The organism is Pseudomonas sp. BBP2017 (assembly GCF_003024385.1).
Classification (GTDB): Bacteria; Pseudomonadota; Gammaproteobacteria; order Pseudomonadales; family Pseudomonadaceae; genus Aquipseudomonas.
In genome coordinates this window covers 210845-227363 of the sequence record NZ_PVZN01000005.1, presented here as the reverse complement: position 1 = coordinate 227363, position 16519 = coordinate 210845, and the positions used below count along the sequence as shown (strand labels likewise).

The following is a 16519-nucleotide window of genomic DNA, read 5'->3' as shown; positions in this document are numbered from 1 at the left end:
GGATGGTCTTTCGAAGGCTTGAGGGCACAGTTTTTTGGCTGCAGGCGTTGACTGCGCTGTACGGATTTCGTTTCCACAGCGCTCGATTGTGCGCGACGTGGCGCCGAGGGAAATGCTTAGATAGCGGCTGGCCATTGATGACCCGACCTGCACTGCCAAGGACCTTCGCGTGTTAGCCACCTCTCTGGTGCTGGTTGCCGCATTGCTGCACGCAACCTGGAACACCCTGATCAAATTCAGCGGCGAGCGTCTGCTGGTCATCGCCAGCATGGACGCGGTGGCGTTGCTGTTTGCCCTGGTGATGGTTGCCTTCGTGCAGCTCCCGCCCGTTGAGGTCTGGCCGTGGTTGCTGGCGTCTGCTTTGTTCGAGCAGTTTTACCGAGTCCTGTTGATCAAGGCCTACCGGGTGGGTGATCTGGGGCTGGTCTATCCGCTGATGCGCGGTCTCTCACCCTTGGTCGTGTTGGCACTGACGTTGACCTTCGCTGGTGAAACATTAACCAGCCAGCAAATCATCGGCATTCTGTTGATCCCCTGTGGCATGGCCTGCTTGCTCTGGCAGGGCGGTGGCGGCGATCGTCTGCCGTGGTCGATGCTGCCAGTGGTGGCCTTGATCGGGCTATGTATCGGTTGCTACACCTGGTTCGACGGCCAGGCGATCCGGCTCTGGTCGCAGCCTTTGGACTATCTTGTCTGGTTGACGCTGCTCAGTGCCTGGCCGTTTCCGTTGCTGGCCGGTGTCGCCCGGCGCGCGCCCTTCATGCTGTTCTGGCGCGTGCAGTGGCGGCTCGGCTTGACGGTCGGTTCCTGCGTGTTGCTCAGCTATGCCCTGGTGCTCTGGGCCATGCAGCTGGGGTCGGTGGCTGAAGCTGCGGCGTTGCGTGAGGTCAGCGTGATACTGGTGGTGCTGTTCGGTATGCGCTACCTAAAAGAACCTTTTGGCGGCCCCAGACTCTTAGCTTGTGCCCTGGTGCTGATCGGCATGTTGATCATGAAACTTTGATGCTCCAAACGACAAGGACTTAGCCATGACCGTTGCTTTCTGGTGTGTATTGATTGCGTTGATTCTGCCGATCCTGTGTACCAGCATCGCCAAGTTCAGCAGCGGACGTTTCAATCTGCGCCAGAACCACGATCCGCGGGCATTTCTCGACAAGCTCGAGGGTTTGCCGCGTCGTGCCCATGCTGCGCAGCTGAACAGCTTCGAAGCCTTTCCGGCGTTTGCCGCAGCGGTGATCATCGCCGACATCGTCGGCAATGCCGAGCAAGTGACCCAGGACGTGCTGGCGGTGCTGTACATCACCAGCCGTCTGCTCTACATCATTTGCTACCTGGCCGACTGGGCCGCCCTGCGTTCGCTGGTCTGGTTCGTCGGCCTTGGCCTGGTGGTGTCATTTTTTTTCGTTTCGATCTAAGACCGATCAAGGCACTTTGGGTACCTCCGGCAACGCCGCGCCCTTGGGCCAGAGCAGCCAGATCTGTCCCTGCTGCTTCATGTTGCCGGCGAGCTCGCCCGCTTCGGCACCAGTACCCCAGAACAGGTCGGCTCGCACTTCGCCAGTGATCGCGCCACCAGTGTCCTGGGCGGCAACCGGGCGTACCACAGGGGCACCGTCGGGACGGGTAGTCGATAGCCATAGCAGGCTGCCCAGTGGGATCACCTTGCGGTCAATGGCAACGCTGTAGCCCGCAGTCAGTGGCACATTGAGCGAGCCGCGCGGGCCTTCATTGCTGTCCGGCCGGGTGCTGAAGAACACATAGCTGGGGTTGCTCGCCAATAGTTCAGGCACCCGCGTCGGGTTGGCCTGGGCCCAGGCATGAATGCTGCCCATGGTGACCTCTTCTTTTTTCAGCTGACCCTGTTCGACCAGCCATCGCCCCACAGGACGATAGGGGTGGCCGTTCTGGTCGGCGTAACCAACGCGCAACTGGCGACCGTTGTCAAGCTGGATCCGCCCGGAGCCCTGGATCTGCAGGAACTGCAGGTCCATAGGGTCGGTCAGCCAGGCTAGCACAGGGGCGGGTACACCTTGTTGGTTGATCACTTGCGCAGTGTCGTAGGGCTTAAGGGTGCGCCCTTCCAGGCGACCGCGTAGACGTTTGCCCTTGAGTTCCGGGTAAACGCTGTCCAGGGCCACCACGATCATGTCATCGGGCACACCATAGACGGGGACGTGCGCGCTGTCGGTCTGGGTCAGGCTGCCGGGGTAGACCGGCTCGTAGTAACCAGTGATCAGGCCGTTGGCGCTGTTTTCGCCCGAGCGCATGCTGTAGACGTCCAGCTGACCTTGGAGAAAGCTGCGTACCTGTGCGCTGTCGCTCGGCACATTGGCCGCCGCCGCGCAGGTATTGGCCCAGATGGCGTCGCGCTTGAGGCGCTCACAGGCGCTGCGCCAGGCTTCGAAGCCGGCCAGCAGATCGCTGTCGCTGACCTGGGGCAGGTCTTTCCAGGTGCTGCTGACATAGGTGGCGAGCGCGTGAGGCTTGGGCTTTTCCGGGCCGCCACCGTTGCAACCGGCGAGCAGCGCCAGTACCGAGAGCGACCATCCCAGATGGCGCAGGGAAAATTTCATGAACAGGGTTTCCTTGGCGGTTTGACTGGGGTTCAGCTGCCCAGGCAAACCGTAGTTTTATTAAGGGTATTGGTCTTTGGCGATGAGGCGAGGATACTGGCCGCCTTTTTTCCGTGAGCCGAAGTTACCATGATGCTCAAGCGACTTTCTGTTGTAGTGCTGGCCTGCCTGACTCTGACCGCCTGCGGTGGTGTCGATCCCAACTCGCCACTGGGCCAGCGCAAGACGATTTTCAAACAGATGCTCAAGACCAGTGAAGACCTGGGCGGCATGCTGCGTGGGCGGCTGGCCTTTGACGGGCAGAAGTTCGCCGACGGCGCGGTCAAGCTCGACAGCTTGTCCCGTGAGCCGTGGAAGCATTTTCCGCAGGTTCGCGAAGACGATGAAACCAGCGCTCGTGCAGAGGTCTGGGAGAAACAGGCACGTTTCCAGGACCTGGCTCGCCAACTGGAAATGGCTACCGGTGAGTTGGTTGCTGTTACTCGCACCCAGCCGCTGAAGGCAGCGGATCTGGCTACGCCGACTGACAAGGTTGAAGCCGCTTGTAAGGCTTGTCATACCGAATTTCGTAACCATTGATGACGCAATCGCAGGGCAAGCCCGTTCCTGCAGTGGGCTGGCCCCGCGATTAATGCGGCGACTTATTTATCGAGTGCATCCAGCGCTTCTTGCAGTTCTTTCTTGGATTCAGCCAGTTTGTCTTTGCGCTTGTTGATCTTCTCCGCGTCGCCCTTCTTCATGGCCTTGTCCAGGTCTTTGGTGCGCTGTGTCACTTCGTGACGGGCGTCGAGTACTTTCTGTTCGCGCTCTTTTTTCAGGCCGGCGTCCGTGCAGTGCTCGTTGACTTCACTCAGGGCTTTCTCAAGGCCGGCCTTTTCGAAAGGATTGATGGACTTATCAATCTGTTGCTGGATGTCGGCTTTCTTGGCAGCACAGCCAGTCAGGTCGTTTGCCTCTGGCGCCGCCTGCAAAGAGCTGGCAGCCAGACCAAATGCAGTCATCAGTACGAGCGAAGAAAAGAGTTTCATGGGCGCCTCCATTCGGGACATGGCAGAAAAGTTGGGGGGAATCCTGCCCTGATTTCCCGATTTAAGGAACCCTCGGTGGGCCCTTCAGCTGCACTGCAGGAAAAATCCTACATTTGCAGGTGGAATCCTTCGATGCCTTGAGCTCGTAGTTGCTCAGCCAGCGCTTGCACCTGCGGATGGGCGAAGAAGGCCAGTAATTGTTCGGCGCGTGTGGTTCCGACACCCGTCACGCGGGACCACTGATCGGCAGTCCTGGTGGCCAGTGAGGGCCAATCAACGCCCAGTTCAGCATTGCGCGGTGCCGGTGGTCCCAAGGCCTGAAGCCACTGGCGGAAGGGGCGGGTGCGAGCACTGTCGAAGCCTTGCACTAGCCGCGCGGCACTGGCTGCATTGAAACCGGGTAGCTGGCGCAGTTGTTCGTCGGTCACTGTCAGCCAGTCGGCCAGGGTGTTGACCAGGCCTGCCTGTACCAGGTTGCGCCAGGTCGCAACGCCCACCCGCGGTATATCCAGCCCGTGCTTGCCGCTTAGCCAGGCGAGTCGGGCGATAAACTGTTCTTCGCAGCCGGGACTGGCCTGCCAGCAGCTCAAGGCATGAAATTGCCCGATTGCCGGAGGCTCCACCAGCTGGCGATCAACGCCGCGATGCACCACCTGCTCCAGGCGCGGGATAGTCAGCCCGGCCAGGCTGATCGCCACTTGGTCACCCGGGCGGATGTCCAGCGATTGCCAGCGTGGCAGCGAGCCCAGACTGACCTGGGTGATGCGTCGGTCATCGAGCATAACCGGCATCAACTGCAACACGGGCGTGACCTTGCCAGTGCGTCCGATCCGGAAGTGCACCTCGCGGACTTCGGCCAGTGCCTGGGCGAAAGGGTGTTTCCAGGCGGCGATCCAGTAAGGTGCGTTGGCCCGCCAGCGTTCGGCCGGTGGGCGGTTGTCTTGACGCAGGATTACGCCGTCGGTGGCGAATGGCAGAGGTGAGCGGTACCAGTGCTGACGCCAGTGGGCGGCGTCGGCCTGGCTGGCGATGGCGACGCTATAGCGCTGGCTGTCGGTGAAGCCCAGCGCTGCCAGTCTGGCCAGACGTTCGGCCTGGGTGTTCGGGCCTTCGGGCCAGTCCCAGACAAACAGGCCGATGCCGGCCCCCTGCTCGGCGCTCAATTGCTTGCGCGCCATCAGCCCGGCCACAGTGCCGCGAGCGTTCAGCCCTCCAGCAGCCGACTGCACATGGCCGTCGAGGCGCCAGTACAGTTCGCCTTGCAAGGTGAGATCGAGTGGCGTGGGCAGTTGCCGGGTTATGCCGTCGAGAAAAGGAATGTGCCGGCTCCAGTCATGTCCCTGGACGCCATCTCCACGGCTGAGCAGTTGCAGCAGCTGGCCCTGGCGAAACACCAGGGTGACAGCGACACCATCCACCTTGGGCTGGATCCAGATGTTCTGTTTGCCACGTATCCACTGAGCGACTGCCTGATCGCCGGCCAGCTTGTCGACGCCAGTGTGCGCAACAGGATGGGTGATCGGGCCGCGGGCGCTGACGAGCGGGTTGTCGACGGGCTGTTGGTCGAAGCAGCCCTGGAGGTGTTTCAGGCGCTGGCGGCTCTGGTCGTAGATATCGTCAGCCACCAGTGAGATGCCCAGGCGATGGTAATGCTCATCCCATTTGGCCAAGGTTTCACGCAACCGTTCGGCCTCGTTGCGAGCACGGTCGATAGGCCAGGCGGGGCATTCCTCGGCCTGGCTTGTGGATAAGTTCAGGGCAAACAGAAGATAAACGAGCAGTTTGAGCAACATGGCCAGCATCCTTGCTTGGCAATATGGAACTCTCAGCCTAGGCAATAGGTGCTTAGAGCATCGTTGTCGGTTGTCAGCTGATATGTCACAAAAAAGCCCCAGCCGATTACTCGGCTGAGGCTTCTCTTGTCGCTTGCAGCTTAACGCTTGCAGCTCACCCTTACAGACCGGCAGCAGCGCGCAAGGCGTCGATGCGGTCAGTGCGTTCCCAGGTGAAGGTGGTGAAGGTGTCGTCGCCGACCGTCTTCTGCTGCGGGATACGGCCGAAGTGACCGTAGGCGGCAGTTTCCTGGTACATCGGGTGCAGCAGGTCGAGCATGGTGGTGATCGCGTACGGACGCAGGTCGAAGCACTCACGTACCAGCTGGACGATCTTGTCGTCGGAGATCTTGCCGGTGCCGAAGGTGTTCAGCGAGATGGAGGTCGGCTGAGCTACACCGATGGCATAGGAAACCTGGATCTCGCAACGCTCGGCCAGGCCTGCGGCGACGATGTTCTTGGCCACGTAGCGACCGGCGTAAGCGGCGGAACGGTCAACCTTGGACGGGTCTTTGCCGGAGAATGCGCCACCGCCGTGACGGGCCATGCCGCCATAGCTGTCGACGATGATCTTGCGGCCGGTCAGGCCGCAGTCGCCGACTGGGCCACCGATGATGAACTGGCCGGTCGGGTTGATGTGGAACTGGGTGTCTTTGTGCAGCAGTTCGGCAGGCAGGGTGTGCTTGACGATCAGCTCCATGACGGCTTCCTGCAGGTCTTTCTGCGAGACTTCAGGGTTGTGTTGAGTTGACAGGACCACAGCGTCGATACCGACGACTTTGCCGCCTTCGTAACGGCAGGTAACCTGCGACTTGGCATCCGGGCGCAGCCACGGCAGCAGGCCGGACTTGCGTGCTTCGGCCTGACGTTCGACCAGGCGATGCGAGAAGCAGATCGGCGCCGGCATCAGCACGTCGGTTTCGTTGCTGGCATAACCGAACATCAGGCCCTGGTCGCCAGCGCCCTGGTCCTCCGGCTTGCTGCGGTCAACGCCCTGGGCGATGTCTACCGATTGCTTGCCGATAATGTTCATGACCGCGCAGGTGGCGCCGTCGAAGCCGACGTCGGAGCTGTTGTAGCCAATGTCGACGATGACTTTACGGACGATCTCTTCCAGGTCGACCCAGGCTGAGGTGGTGACTTCACCCGCGATGATCGCCACGCCAGTTTTCACCAGGGTTTCGCAGGCCACGCGTGCGTATTTGTCCTGGGTGATGATGGCGTCCAGCACGGCGTCCGAAATCTGGTCGGCGATTTTGTCCGGATGCCCTTCAGACACGGACTCGGAGGTGAAAAGGGAGTATTCGCTCATCTCGACGGGTTCCTAAAATTTACCGATGTTGAGTGTCGCCAGCCGGTCGCTGAAAGTGGCGAACCTGAATCTGGAAACCATTACGTAAGCCCACATAGAGGCTGTCCCCGGGGGCCAGTCCGGCAGCGCTGGCCCAACGGGCCAGGTCATCCTGTTCAAAGCCCAGCCAGATATCGCCACAGGCCTCTCTGGCCCAGCTCTGGTCGTGGCTGCACAACTCTGTTACCAGCAGGCTGCCGCCTGCTTTCACACGGTTGGCCAGCTGCCGCAGGGCGTCGGCCGGGGCGCTGAAATGATGCAGGACCATGTTCAGCACTACGCAGTCGGCTTCCACATCCGTTGCACTGAGTGCATCGGCCAACTGCAGATTCACATTAGCCAGGTCTTCGCGCTGACAGACCTGGCGCGCCAGCTCGAGCATGGTCGGGCTGTTGTCCAGTGCGGTGACCCGAACGAAACGCCGGGCCAGTTCGGGAAGAAACTCGCCATCGCCAGGGCCCACTTCAAGGGCGCTGGCGTCAGCGCCGAAGCTGAGTTTGTCGAGCAGGGCCAGAAGGCTTTCGCGGTACTGGGGCAGCCCGGCGATCAGGTCCTGCTGGGCACGGAACTTCTCTTCGACACGCAGGAAGAAGTCCTGGCTGGTAGCGGCCCGGCGTTGCTGGACCTGGCCGATACGCTCCTGCACTTCATCCGCCAGGCTAAGGCCGTCGACCTCTTCGAGCAGCGCTGCATGCAGCCTGCCGCCCAGGCGCAGGCCATCGGGGAGGGCGCGACGATAGAAAATCGCATTGCCTTCGCGCCGGGTTGCTACCAACCCGGCCTGGGCCAGCACCTTGAGGTGGTGGCTCATGCCCGACTGGCCGATAGCGAAGATCTGCGCCAGTTCCAGCACGCCGAACGAGTCGTTGGCCAGAGCCCGTAAAACGTTCAGGCGCAGCGGGTCGCCGCTGGCTTTGCACAGGGCGGCCAGCTCGTCGCTTTGCTCGGGGCGGATTGACGGCGCAGGTAGATTCATGGGACGGCAGTCTAGACAGGGCACCCCTAGGCTGCAAGAGCAATATCAAAAAGTTTTGATATTGCGCGATAAGCGGGGCAATTCGTCGCAGGTCGTACGACGGTTCCTGCTGTTTGCCCGGGTTAACGCCTGATTCTTCTCACAAACACAGGAAAATCATGCTGCATCGACCATCCGTCATTGCCCCCGGGCACATGCCTGGGCGAAAATGGCCGCCTTTTTTCGTTTCATAATTAATTCAAGCCCCAGGAGATAAGCGATGCCCAGCCGTCGTGAGCGTGCCAACGCCATTCGTGCCCTCAGCATGGATGCCGTGCAAAAGGCCAACAGCGGCCATCCAGGTGCCCCTATGGGCATGGCGGATATCGCCGAGGTTCTTTGGCGCGACTATCTGAAGCACAGCCCGAGCAACCCGAACTTTGCTGACCGTGACCGCTTCGTGCTGTCCAACGGTCACGGCTCGATGCTGATCTATTCGCTGCTGCATCTGACCGGCTATGACGTCACCATCGATGACCTCAAGGCCTTCCGTCAGCTGCACAGCCGCACCCCGGGCCACCCGGAGTTCGGTTATACCCCAGGCGTCGAGACCACTACCGGCCCGCTTGGCCAGGGCCTGGCCAACGCCGTTGGTTTCGCCATTGCCGAAAAGGTCATGGGTGCCCAGTTCAACCGCCCAGGCCATAACATCGTCGACCACCACACCTATGTGTTCCTGGGTGACGGTTGCATGATGGAAGGCATTTCCCACGAAGTCGCTTCCCTGGCCGGTACTCTGGGCCTGGGCAAGCTGATCGCCTTCTATGATGACAATGGCATCTCCATCGACGGCGAAGTCGAAGGCTGGTTCACCGATGACACGCCGAAGCGTTTCGAAGCCTACGGTTGGCAGGTGATCCGCAATGTCGACGGTCATGATCCTGAAGAGATCAAGACCGCCATCGACACCGCGCGCAAGAGCGAGCAACCGACCCTGATCTGCTGCAAGACCATTATTGGTTTCGGTTCGCCGAACAAGCAGGGCAAGGAAGATTGCCACGGTGCTCCGTTGGGCAACGACGAAATCGCCCTGGCCCGCAAGGAACTGAACTGGAACCACGGTCCGTTCGAAATCCCGGCTAACATCTACGCCGAGTGGGACGCCAAAGAAGCCGGCAAGGCCGTTGAGGCCGAGTGGGACAAGCGTTTCGCCGCCTACGCCGCCGCCTTCCCTGAGCTGGCCAGCGAGCTGAAGCGCCGTCTGAGCGGCGAGCTGCCAGCAGACTTCTCCGAGAAGGCCACTGCCTACATCGCTGAAGTCGCGGCCAAAGGCGAAACCATCGCCAGCCGTAAAGCCAGCCAGAACACCCTGAATGCCTTCGGCCCGCTGCTGCCAGAATTCCTCGGCGGCTCGGCGGACCTGGCCGGTTCCAACCTGACCCTGTGGAAAGGTTGCAAGGGCGTCAGCGCTGAAGATGCCAGCGGCAACTACATGTACTACGGCGTGCGCGAGTTCGGCATGACCGCGATCATGAACGGCGTTGCCTTGCACGGCGGCCTGGTGCCTTACGGCGCAACCTTCCTGATGTTCATGGAATACGCCCGCAACGCTGTGCGCATGTCGGCGCTGATGAAGCAGCGTGTGATCCACGTCTACACCCACGACTCCATCGGTCTGGGCGAAGACGGCCCGACGCACCAGCCGATCGAACAACTGACCAGCCTGCGCAGCACGCCGAACCTCGATACCTGGCGCCCAGCCGACGCGGTCGAGTCGGCGGTGTCCTGGAAGCATGCGCTGGAGCGTAAGGACGGCCCATCGGCGCTGATCTTCTCGCGTCAAAATCTGCAGCACCAAACCCGTGATGCTGGCCAGATCGCCGACATCAGCCGTGGTGGCTATGTGTTGAAAGACTGCGCAGGCGAGCCTGAGCTGATTCTGATCGCCACCGGTTCCGAAGTGGGCCTGGCTGTTCAGGCCTTCGACAAGCTGACCGAGCAAGGCCGCAAGGCCCGCGTCGTTTCGATGCCGTGCACCAGCGTGTTCGATGCTCAAGATGCTGCCTACAAGCAGTCGGTGCTGCCAGTACAGGTCGGTGCGCGTATCGCGATCGAAGCGGCGCATGCCGACTTCTGGTACAAGTACGTCGGCCTCGAAGGTCGTGTGATCGGCATGACCACCTACGGCGAGTCGGCCCCGGCGGCTGCTTTGTTCGAAGAGTTCGGCTTCACCTTGGAGAACATCCTGGGTACTGCTGAAGAACTGCTGGAAGACTGATCCTGGCTGTGCTGGATTGATCGCGGGGCAAGCCCGCTCCCACAGGTATCTGATGTGGGAGCGGGCTTGCCCCGCGATTTGCAGATAACGCTTCTGTTCCGTGAGCATCCCATGCCCCAACCGCGTCCTTACAAAGTTGCACTCAACGGCTACGGCCGTATCGGTCGTTGCGTCTTGCGCGCACTCTTTGAACGGGGAGCGAAGGCGGGCTTCGAGATCGTCGCACTGAACGACCTGGCCGATCAGGCCAGTATCGAATACCTGACACGCTTCGACTCCACCCACGGGCGTTTCCCCGGTGAGGTGAAGGTCGATGGCGACTGTCTGCATATCAATGGCGACTGCGTAAAAGTCTTGCGCAGCGCCACCCCGGAAGGTATCGACTGGGCGGCACTTGACGTCGACCTGGTACTGGAGTGTTCCGGTGCCTACAACACCCGAGCCGACGCCCAGCGTTTCCTCGACGCCGGTGCACCGCGGGTGCTGTTCTCGCAGCCGATGGCCAGTGAAGTTGACGTCGATGCGACGATTGTCTACGGCATCAACCAAGGTTGCCTGGATGGCAGCGAGCGCCTGGTCTCCAACGCCTCCTGCACCACCAACTGCGGTGTGCCGCTGCTGCGCGTGCTGGACCAGGCCTTTGGCCTTGAGTACGTGTCGATCACCACGATCCACTCTGCCATGAACGATCAGCCGGTTATCGATGCCTATCACCATGAAGACCTGCGCCGTACCCGCTCGGCGTTCCAGTCGGTGATTCCGGTGTCCACCGGGCTGGCCCGCGGTATCGAGCGCCTGCTCCCGGAACTTGCCGGGCGAATTCAGGCCAAAGCCGTACGCGTGCCGACCGTCAACGTGTCGTGCCTGGACATCACCTTGCAGACCTCCTGCGACACCAGCGCGGCCGAGGTCAATCAGGTGTTGCGTGAGGCGGCCCTGAGCGGACCGCTCAAGGGCTTGCTGGCCTACACTGAACTGCCGCACGCCAGTTGTGATTTCAACCATGACCCCCATTCGGCGATTGTCGATGCCAGTCAGACCCGCGTTTCCGGCCCCCGGCTGGTCAACCTGTTGGCCTGGTTCGACAACGAATGGGGGTTTGCCAACCGTATGCTCGACGTTGCCGATCATTTTCTGCACGTCGTCAATCAAACTCGCTCCACTTGTAAACAGCCCTGAAGGACTGCACTCATGACCGTGTTGAAGATGACCGACCTCGATCTGCAAGGTAAGCGCGTACTGATCCGCGAAGACCTCAACGTGCCTGTGAAGGACGGTGTGGTTACCAGTGATGCGCGTATCCTCGCTTCGCTGCCGACCATCAAGCTGGCGCTGGAAAAAGGCGCGGCCGTGATGGTCTGCTCGCACCTGGGGCGCCCGACCGAAGGCGAGTTCTCGGCCGAGAACAGCCTCAAGCCGGTTGCCGACTACCTGAGCAAGGCCCTGGGCCGCGAAGTACCGCTGGTTGCGGACTACCTGGGCGGTGTTGACGTCAAGGCTGGCGATATCGTGCTGTTCGAGAACGTACGCTTCAACAAAGGCGAGAAGAAGAACGCTGACGAGCTGGCGCAGAAGTATGCAGCTCTGTGCGACGTGTTCGTGATGGACGCGTTCGGCACCGCGCACCGTGCCGAAGGCTCGACTCACGGCGTCGCCAAGTTCGCCAAGGTCGCTGCCGCAGGCCCACTGCTGGCTGCCGAACTGGACGCCCTGGGCAAGGCCCTGAAAGCCCCGGCCAAGCCGATGGCAGCCATCGTTGCCGGCTCCAAGGTGTCGACCAAGCTCGACGTGCTGAACAGTCTGAGCCAGATCTGCGACCTGTTGATCGTCGGCGGTGGCATCGCCAACACCTTCCTGGCGGCTGCCGGTCACCCGGTCGGCAAATCGCTGTATGAACCAGACCTGATCGACACCGCCAAGGCCATCGCCGCCAAGGTCAACGTGCCGCTGCCAGTCGACGTTGTGGTTGCCAAGGAATTTGCCGAAAGCGCCGCAGCTACCGTCAAGCTGGTGGCTGACGTTGCCGAAGACGACATGATCCTCGACATCGGCCCACAAACCGCGGCCAATTTCGCCGAGCTGCTGAAGTCGTCGCAGACCATCCTTTGGAACGGCCCGGTTGGTGTGTTCGAGTTTGATCAGTTCGGTAACGGCACCAAAGTGCTGGCCCAGGCCATCGCCGATAGCGCTGCCTTCTCGATCGCCGGTGGCGGCGACACTCTGGCTGCCATCGACAAATATGGCGTGGCCGAGCAAATCTCCTACATTTCTACCGGTGGCGGTGCATTTCTGGAGTTCGTCGAGGGTAAGGTTCTGCCCGCGGTGGAAGTCCTGGAACAACGGGCCAAGGCCTGATCCTCTCAGCGCCTGGCAAAGGGAGCGACCTGATGGTCAAGCGATTGCCTGTGTTTATCCTGGTCGGGATGCTGGGCGCCTGCTCCAGCACTCCGGAGCCTGGGGCTGATAATCCTGGCGCACCGAAAGGTGGTTGCTATCAGTCCGAATGGCAGGCTGAAACCGTCCCGGTGATCAACAAGCGGTTGGGCCCGGATGGCCTGGAAAAATACGACGACGAACACCAGCGCCGGGCTCAGGGTTGCCCTTGATCGGTTGATGGCAACCTACCGGCCAGTTTGTGGTCTGCTAGAGGATATTGGATGAAAGGTGTCGTGGCCCTGATGGCCCTGGCGGTACTGAGCGGATGCGCAAGCTTCTCGTCTTCTTCACCGGCGCCGTCGGACAACTGGACCCGTTGGGTCTGTGACAGCCAGTCCGAAGTGCTTTGGCGTTTTGCCGACAGCAATCGGCAAAGCGTCGATGTACGTCTGGGTGGCGGTGACCAGGTGTATCGGCTCGAGGCCGAACCAGGCGCCTCGGGTACCTTGTACAGCGATGGTGTGTTGGCGTTTCACAGCAAGGGTGACGAAGGCCTGGTGTACTGGGTCGCCACCAACGATTTGATAGGGCGGGGCTGCAAGGCGCCGTGACTGGCCGGGCCGCGTGATGGCGGCCCACACTACTTGAATAGCAACCGCCACTGCGGCAGGCTTGCACGATTAAAACGACGCTTGTCGGGAGAGAGATACACAATGGCACTCATTAGCATGCGCCAGATGCTGGACCACGCCGCCGAGTTCGGCTATGGCGTTCCAGCTTTCAACGTCAACAACCTCGAGCAGATGCGCGCCATCATGGAAGCTGCCGACAAGACCGACTCCCCGGTGATTGTCCAGGCCTCGGCCGGTGCCCGCAAATACGCTGGCGCCCCGTTCCTGCGCCACCTGATCCTGGCTGCGATCGAAGAATTCCCGCACATTCCGGTGTGCATGCACCAGGATCACGGCACCAGCCCTGACGTGTGCCAGCGCTCGATCCAGCTGGGTTTCAGCTCGGTGATGATGGACGGCTCGCTGGGTGAAGACGGCAAGACCCCGACCGACTACGAATACAACGTTCGTGTCACCCAGCAGACCGTGGCCATGGCTCACGCCTGCGGCGTTTCTGTTGAAGGTGAGCTGGGTTGCCTGGGTTCGCTGGAAACCGGCATGGCCGGCGAAGAAGACGGCATCGGCGCCGAAGGCGTGCTGGATCACAGCCAGATGCTGACCGACCCGGAAGAAGCCGCTGACTTCGTCAAGAAGACCCAGGTCGATGCCCTGGCGATCGCCATCGGCACCAGCCACGGCGCCTACAAGTTCACCAAGCCACCTACCGGTGATGTCCTGGCGATCGACCGTATCAAGGAAATCCACAAGCGCATCCCTAACACCCACTTGGTGATGCACGGCTCTTCGTCGGTTCCGCAAGAGTGGCTGGCGATCATCAACCAGTACGGCGGCGACATTAAAGAAACCTACGGCGTACCGGTTGAAGAAATCGTCGAAGGCATCAAGTACGGCGTGCGCAAGGTCAACATCGACACCGACCTGCGTCTGGCCTCTACCGGTGCCATGCGCCGCCTGATGGCGCAGAACCCGAGCGAGTTCGACCCGCGCAAGTTCTTCGGCGCCACCGTAACGGCCATGCGTGATGTGTGCATCGCCCGTTATGAAGCCTTCGGTACTGCCGGCCATGCTTCCAAGATCAAGCCGATCTCCCTGGAAGGCATGTTCCAGCGTTACCTCAAGGGTGAGCTGGCCGCCAAGGTCAACTAAGACCTGGGCTAGAAAAAACCCGCAGCGATGCGGGTTTTTTTATGCCCCCTCGCGGCAAATACAGGGTGGTATTGGCCTGAGTAGAGAGACCGTTAGTCGGCTTGCGGAACTTTCCACGAGTGATGGCAATCTGATGACTTCAGATTTATGGCGGCCAGGTCTAAAGTTAGTTTCGGATCTCAACCGAAATTCGGTGTCGCTTTCACAAGAGAAGCAGCATGGATTGCGCGCAACCTCACACAAACGATGGCGGCTCGGTACTACTGGTCGTCGATGATTACCCTGAAAATCTGATCAGCATGCGTGCGTTGCTGGCCCGTCAGGACTGGCAAGTACTCACCGCAAGCTCCGGAACGGAAGCCCTGAGCGCGTTGCTTGAGCATGAAGTCGACCTGGTTCTGCTGGATGTGCAGATGCCGGGCATGGATGGCTTCGAAGTCGCCCGCCTGATGCGTGGCAGCCAGCGTACACGGCTTACCCCGATCATTTTCCTGACCGCCAATGAGCAGTCCCAGGCTGCCGTGCTCAAGGGGTATGCCAGTGGCGCGGTGGACTACCTGTTCAAACCCTTCGACCCACAGATCCTCAAGCCCAAGGTCCAGGCCTTGTTGGAGCAACAACGCAACCGGCGTTCGCTGCAGCGCCTGAGCCATGACCTGGAGGCTGAACGGGCGTTCAATGCGTCGGTGCTGGAAAATGCCGCCGAGGGCATCCTGGTGGTGGCCGAAGACGGCTTGATCCGTTTTGCCAACCCGGCCATCTCCAGTTTGCTGGATGCATCGTTCGAACATTTGCAGGGCCGGGGGGTGCTGGATTTCGTGCAGTCACCCGGGTCGGGTGCGTGGTGTGAGTCGGCGTTTTACCAGGCCTACCTGGCGCGGGACACCCTGCGGATACACGATGCTGTCTTGCGTACGGCGGGGGGGCATCCGATACCGGTAGCGCTGTCGTGTGCGCCGTTACCCAGCGAGCAGCGGGCATTGGTGATTACGGTGCTGGATATGTCGGTGGTGCGTAATCTGCATCAGCAACTCGAGTATCAGGCCATCACCGATCCGTTGACCGGCCTGCTCAATCGACGTGGTTTCTATCAGGCGGCCGAAAGTGCCCTGTTGCGCAACGAGCGCGCGGACCGGTCCCAGGCCTTGTTATTCCTGGACCTGGATGGGTTCAAACGCATTAATGACTCACTAGGGCACGAAGCCGGTGACCGGGTGCTCAATTGGGTCGCCGAGCAGCTCAAGGATTGCCTGGGCACCTGCGCAATTCTTGCGCGCATGGGCGGTGACGAATTCACCGCGCTGCTCGACTCGCTGGATTGCCCCGAACAAGCTGCGCGGTTTGCCGGAAAACTGCTTGAACGCATGTCTATCTATCAGGAGATCGATGGACTGGAAGTAACGCTTGGGGTCAGCATCGGTATCGCCACGTATCCCGAGTGTGGGTCCAGTCTGGACGGGCTGCTGCGGGCCGCAGATGCTGCGATGTATGCAGCCAAGCAGTCGGGACGCCAGCAGTATCGGTATTACGACCAGGATTTGAACGGTCGCGCACGATCGCGGCTGATGCTTGAAGACAGTGTGCGTAGCGCAATCGAGCACAAGGAGTTCAGCCTGGTCTATCAGCCCCAGGTAGCCCTGGTCGATGGTCGGTTGCGGGGCTTCGAGGCGTTGTTGCGTTGGCGTCATCCCAGTGTAGGGGACGTACCGCCGGGCTTGTTCATTCCTCTGCTGGAGGAGGCCCGGCTGATTACTCGTCTGGCCAGCTGGATATACCAGAACGGGGCGGCACAACGCCGGACCTGGTACGAACGCTATGATGCCGAGTTGGTGCTGAGCATCAGCCTGAGCCCGGTGCAGTTCAGCATGCCCAACCTGGTGGAAGAGCTGGCGCGGGTGATCTTCAGTCAGGCGCTTCAGCCTGCCCAACTGGAAGTGGAAATTGCCGAAACCACATTGCGCTACAACCTCGACGATGCTGTGAAACAGCTGCACCGCTTGCATACACTGGGTGTGCGTATCGCCCTGGATGATTTTGGCGCCGGTGATTGTTCGCTGCGTATGCTCCGTGATTTGCCTATCGATACCCTCAAGCTCGACCGGCATCTGGTGGCGCGGTTACCGGGCTCGACAGCTGATGCTGCGATGGCCCGCTGTGTGCTCGATCTGTGCCGGGCGTATGGCATCAGTGTCATCGCTGAAGGCGTCGAAACGCCTGAACAGGCGCACTGGCTGCGGGCCAATGGCTGTGAGTACGCGCAAGGGTTTTTGCTGGCGCATCCGATGACCGCAGCGCATGCCAGTGAGTTTCCACGCTTTTTTGACTGGCATCAGGTGTAGTTGGGTACA

Annotated in this window: 15 protein-coding genes; 10 read left to right on the top strand and 5 right to left on the bottom strand. The window is 60.8% G+C overall.

Annotation, left to right across the window (positions count from 1 at the left end):
• The first annotated feature begins 169 nt into the window (after positions 1 to 169).
• Both C6382_RS09660 and C6382_RS09655 read left to right on the top strand, forming a co-directional pair.
• The gene (locus C6382_RS09660) at positions 170 to 1003 is read left to right on the top strand and encodes a DMT family transporter (protein WP_107024274.1); all 834 of its coding nucleotides are present in this window, start codon (positions 170 to 172) and stop codon (positions 1001 to 1003) included.
• Between the two features lie 25 nt (positions 1004 to 1028).
• Positions 1029 to 1415: an MAPEG family protein gene (locus C6382_RS09655; protein ID WP_107024273.1), complete on the top strand. Its 387-nt coding sequence runs from the start codon at positions 1029 to 1031 to the stop codon at positions 1413 to 1415.
• Between the two features lie 6 nt (positions 1416 to 1421).
• Here C6382_RS09655 and C6382_RS09650 read toward each other — a convergent pair whose 3' ends face one another.
• The gene (locus tag C6382_RS09650) at positions 1422 to 2573 is read right to left on the bottom strand and encodes a murein transglycosylase A (protein ID WP_107024272.1); all 1152 of its coding nucleotides are present in this window, start codon (positions 2571 to 2573) and stop codon (positions 1422 to 1424) included.
• Between the two features lie 129 nt (positions 2574 to 2702).
• On the opposite strand from C6382_RS09650, the gene C6382_RS09645 reads away from it, so the two are divergent.
• On the top strand, positions 2703 to 3152 hold the full coding sequence (locus C6382_RS09645) for a cytochrome c (protein WP_107024271.1): 450 nt from the start codon (positions 2703 to 2705) through the stop codon (positions 3150 to 3152).
• A 62-nt stretch (positions 3153 to 3214) separates the two neighbouring features.
• On the opposite strand, the gene C6382_RS09640 is transcribed toward C6382_RS09645, so the two are convergent.
• The 4 genes from C6382_RS09640 to C6382_RS09625 all read right to left on the bottom strand — a co-directional run bounded on the left by C6382_RS09640 (position 3215) and on the right by C6382_RS09625 (position 7760).
• Complete coding sequence (locus C6382_RS09640) at positions 3215 to 3601, bottom strand: DUF1090 domain-containing protein (protein ID WP_107024270.1); 387 nt, start codon at positions 3599 to 3601, stop codon at positions 3215 to 3217.
• A gap of 107 nt (positions 3602 to 3708) precedes the next feature.
• Positions 3709 to 5394 carry an NAD-dependent DNA ligase LigB gene (ligB, locus tag C6382_RS09635; protein ID WP_107024269.1) on the bottom strand — a complete coding sequence of 562 codons (1686 nt, stop codon included), beginning with the start codon at positions 5392 to 5394 and terminating at the stop codon, positions 3709 to 3711.
• Positions 5395 to 5554: 160 nt separating this feature from the next.
• Positions 5555 to 6745, bottom strand: a complete 1191-nt coding sequence (gene metK, locus C6382_RS09630) for a methionine adenosyltransferase (RefSeq protein WP_107024268.1) — start codon at positions 6743 to 6745, stop codon at positions 5555 to 5557.
• Between the two features lie 19 nt (positions 6746 to 6764).
• Positions 6765 to 7760 carry a metalloregulator ArsR/SmtB family transcription factor gene (locus C6382_RS09625; protein WP_107024267.1) on the bottom strand — a complete coding sequence of 332 codons (996 nt, stop codon included), beginning with the start codon at positions 7758 to 7760 and terminating at the stop codon, positions 6765 to 6767.
• A gap of 259 nt (positions 7761 to 8019) precedes the next feature.
• On the opposite strand from C6382_RS09625, the gene tkt reads away from it, so the two are divergent.
• The 7 genes from tkt (at position 8020) to C6382_RS09590 (ending at position 16510) form a co-directional block, all read left to right on the top strand.
• On the top strand, positions 8020 to 10017 hold the full coding sequence (gene tkt / locus C6382_RS09620; RefSeq protein ID WP_107024266.1) for a transketolase: 1998 nt from the start codon (positions 8020 to 8022) through the stop codon (positions 10015 to 10017).
• Between the two features lie 111 nt (positions 10018 to 10128).
• Complete coding sequence (epd, locus tag C6382_RS09615; RefSeq protein ID WP_107024265.1) at positions 10129 to 11196, top strand: erythrose-4-phosphate dehydrogenase; 1068 nt, start codon at positions 10129 to 10131, stop codon at positions 11194 to 11196.
• Between the two features lie 12 nt (positions 11197 to 11208).
• Positions 11209 to 12372, top strand: coding sequence for a phosphoglycerate kinase (locus C6382_RS09610; protein WP_107024264.1), 1164 nt, complete (start codon positions 11209 to 11211; stop codon positions 12370 to 12372).
• Entirely contained in the window at positions 12372 to 12623 is a 252-nt protein-coding gene (locus C6382_RS09605; protein WP_107024263.1) for a hypothetical protein, read from the top strand. The genes C6382_RS09610 and C6382_RS09605 overlap by 1 nt, the downstream gene beginning before the upstream one ends.
• Before the next feature lie 51 nt (positions 12624 to 12674).
• Positions 12675 to 13004 carry an MliC family protein gene (locus C6382_RS09600; RefSeq protein ID WP_107024262.1) on the top strand — a complete coding sequence of 110 codons (330 nt, stop codon included), beginning with the start codon at positions 12675 to 12677 and terminating at the stop codon, positions 13002 to 13004.
• Positions 13005 to 13106: 102 nt separating this feature from the next.
• Positions 13107 to 14171: a class II fructose-bisphosphate aldolase gene (fba, locus tag C6382_RS09595; protein ID WP_107024261.1), complete on the top strand. Its 1065-nt coding sequence runs from the start codon at positions 13107 to 13109 to the stop codon at positions 14169 to 14171.
• A gap of 218 nt (positions 14172 to 14389) precedes the next feature.
• Positions 14390 to 16510 (top strand): bifunctional diguanylate cyclase/phosphodiesterase, encoded by a 2121-nt coding sequence (locus C6382_RS09590; RefSeq protein WP_107024260.1) that lies wholly within the window; start codon positions 14390 to 14392, stop codon positions 16508 to 16510.
• Positions 16511 to 16519 lie beyond the last annotated feature (9 nt).

Coding starts and splice junctions, on each gene's coding strand:
- C6382_RS09600 (WP_107024262.1), top strand. CDS start 12,675: ATGAAAGGTGTCGTGGCCCTGATGGCCCTGGCGGTACTGAGCGGATGC.
- fba (WP_107024261.1), top strand. CDS start 13,107: ATGGCACTCATTAGCATGCGCCAGATGCTGGACCACGCCGCCGAGTTC.
- epd (WP_107024265.1), top strand. CDS start 10,129: ATGCCCCAACCGCGTCCTTACAAAGTTGCACTCAACGGCTACGGCCGT.
- C6382_RS09655 (WP_107024273.1), top strand. CDS start 1,029: ATGACCGTTGCTTTCTGGTGTGTATTGATTGCGTTGATTCTGCCGATC.
- tkt (WP_107024266.1), top strand. CDS start 8,020: ATGCCCAGCCGTCGTGAGCGTGCCAACGCCATTCGTGCCCTCAGCATG.
- C6382_RS09650 (WP_107024272.1), bottom strand. CDS start 2,573: ATGAAATTTTCCCTGCGCCATCTGGGATGGTCGCTCTCGGTACTGGCG.
- metK (WP_107024268.1), bottom strand. CDS start 6,745: ATGAGCGAATACTCCCTTTTCACCTCCGAGTCCGTGTCTGAAGGGCAT.
- C6382_RS09645 (WP_107024271.1), top strand. CDS start 2,703: ATGATGCTCAAGCGACTTTCTGTTGTAGTGCTGGCCTGCCTGACTCTG.
- C6382_RS09610 (WP_107024264.1), top strand. CDS start 11,209: ATGACCGTGTTGAAGATGACCGACCTCGATCTGCAAGGTAAGCGCGTA.
- C6382_RS09640 (WP_107024270.1), bottom strand. CDS start 3,601: ATGAAACTCTTTTCTTCGCTCGTACTGATGACTGCATTTGGTCTGGCT.
- C6382_RS09625 (WP_107024267.1), bottom strand. CDS start 7,760: ATGAATCTACCTGCGCCGTCAATCCGCCCCGAGCAAAGCGACGAGCTG.
- C6382_RS09590 (WP_107024260.1), top strand. CDS start 14,390: ATGGATTGCGCGCAACCTCACACAAACGATGGCGGCTCGGTACTACTG.
- ligB (WP_107024269.1), bottom strand. CDS start 5,394: ATGTTGCTCAAACTGCTCGTTTATCTTCTGTTTGCCCTGAACTTATCC.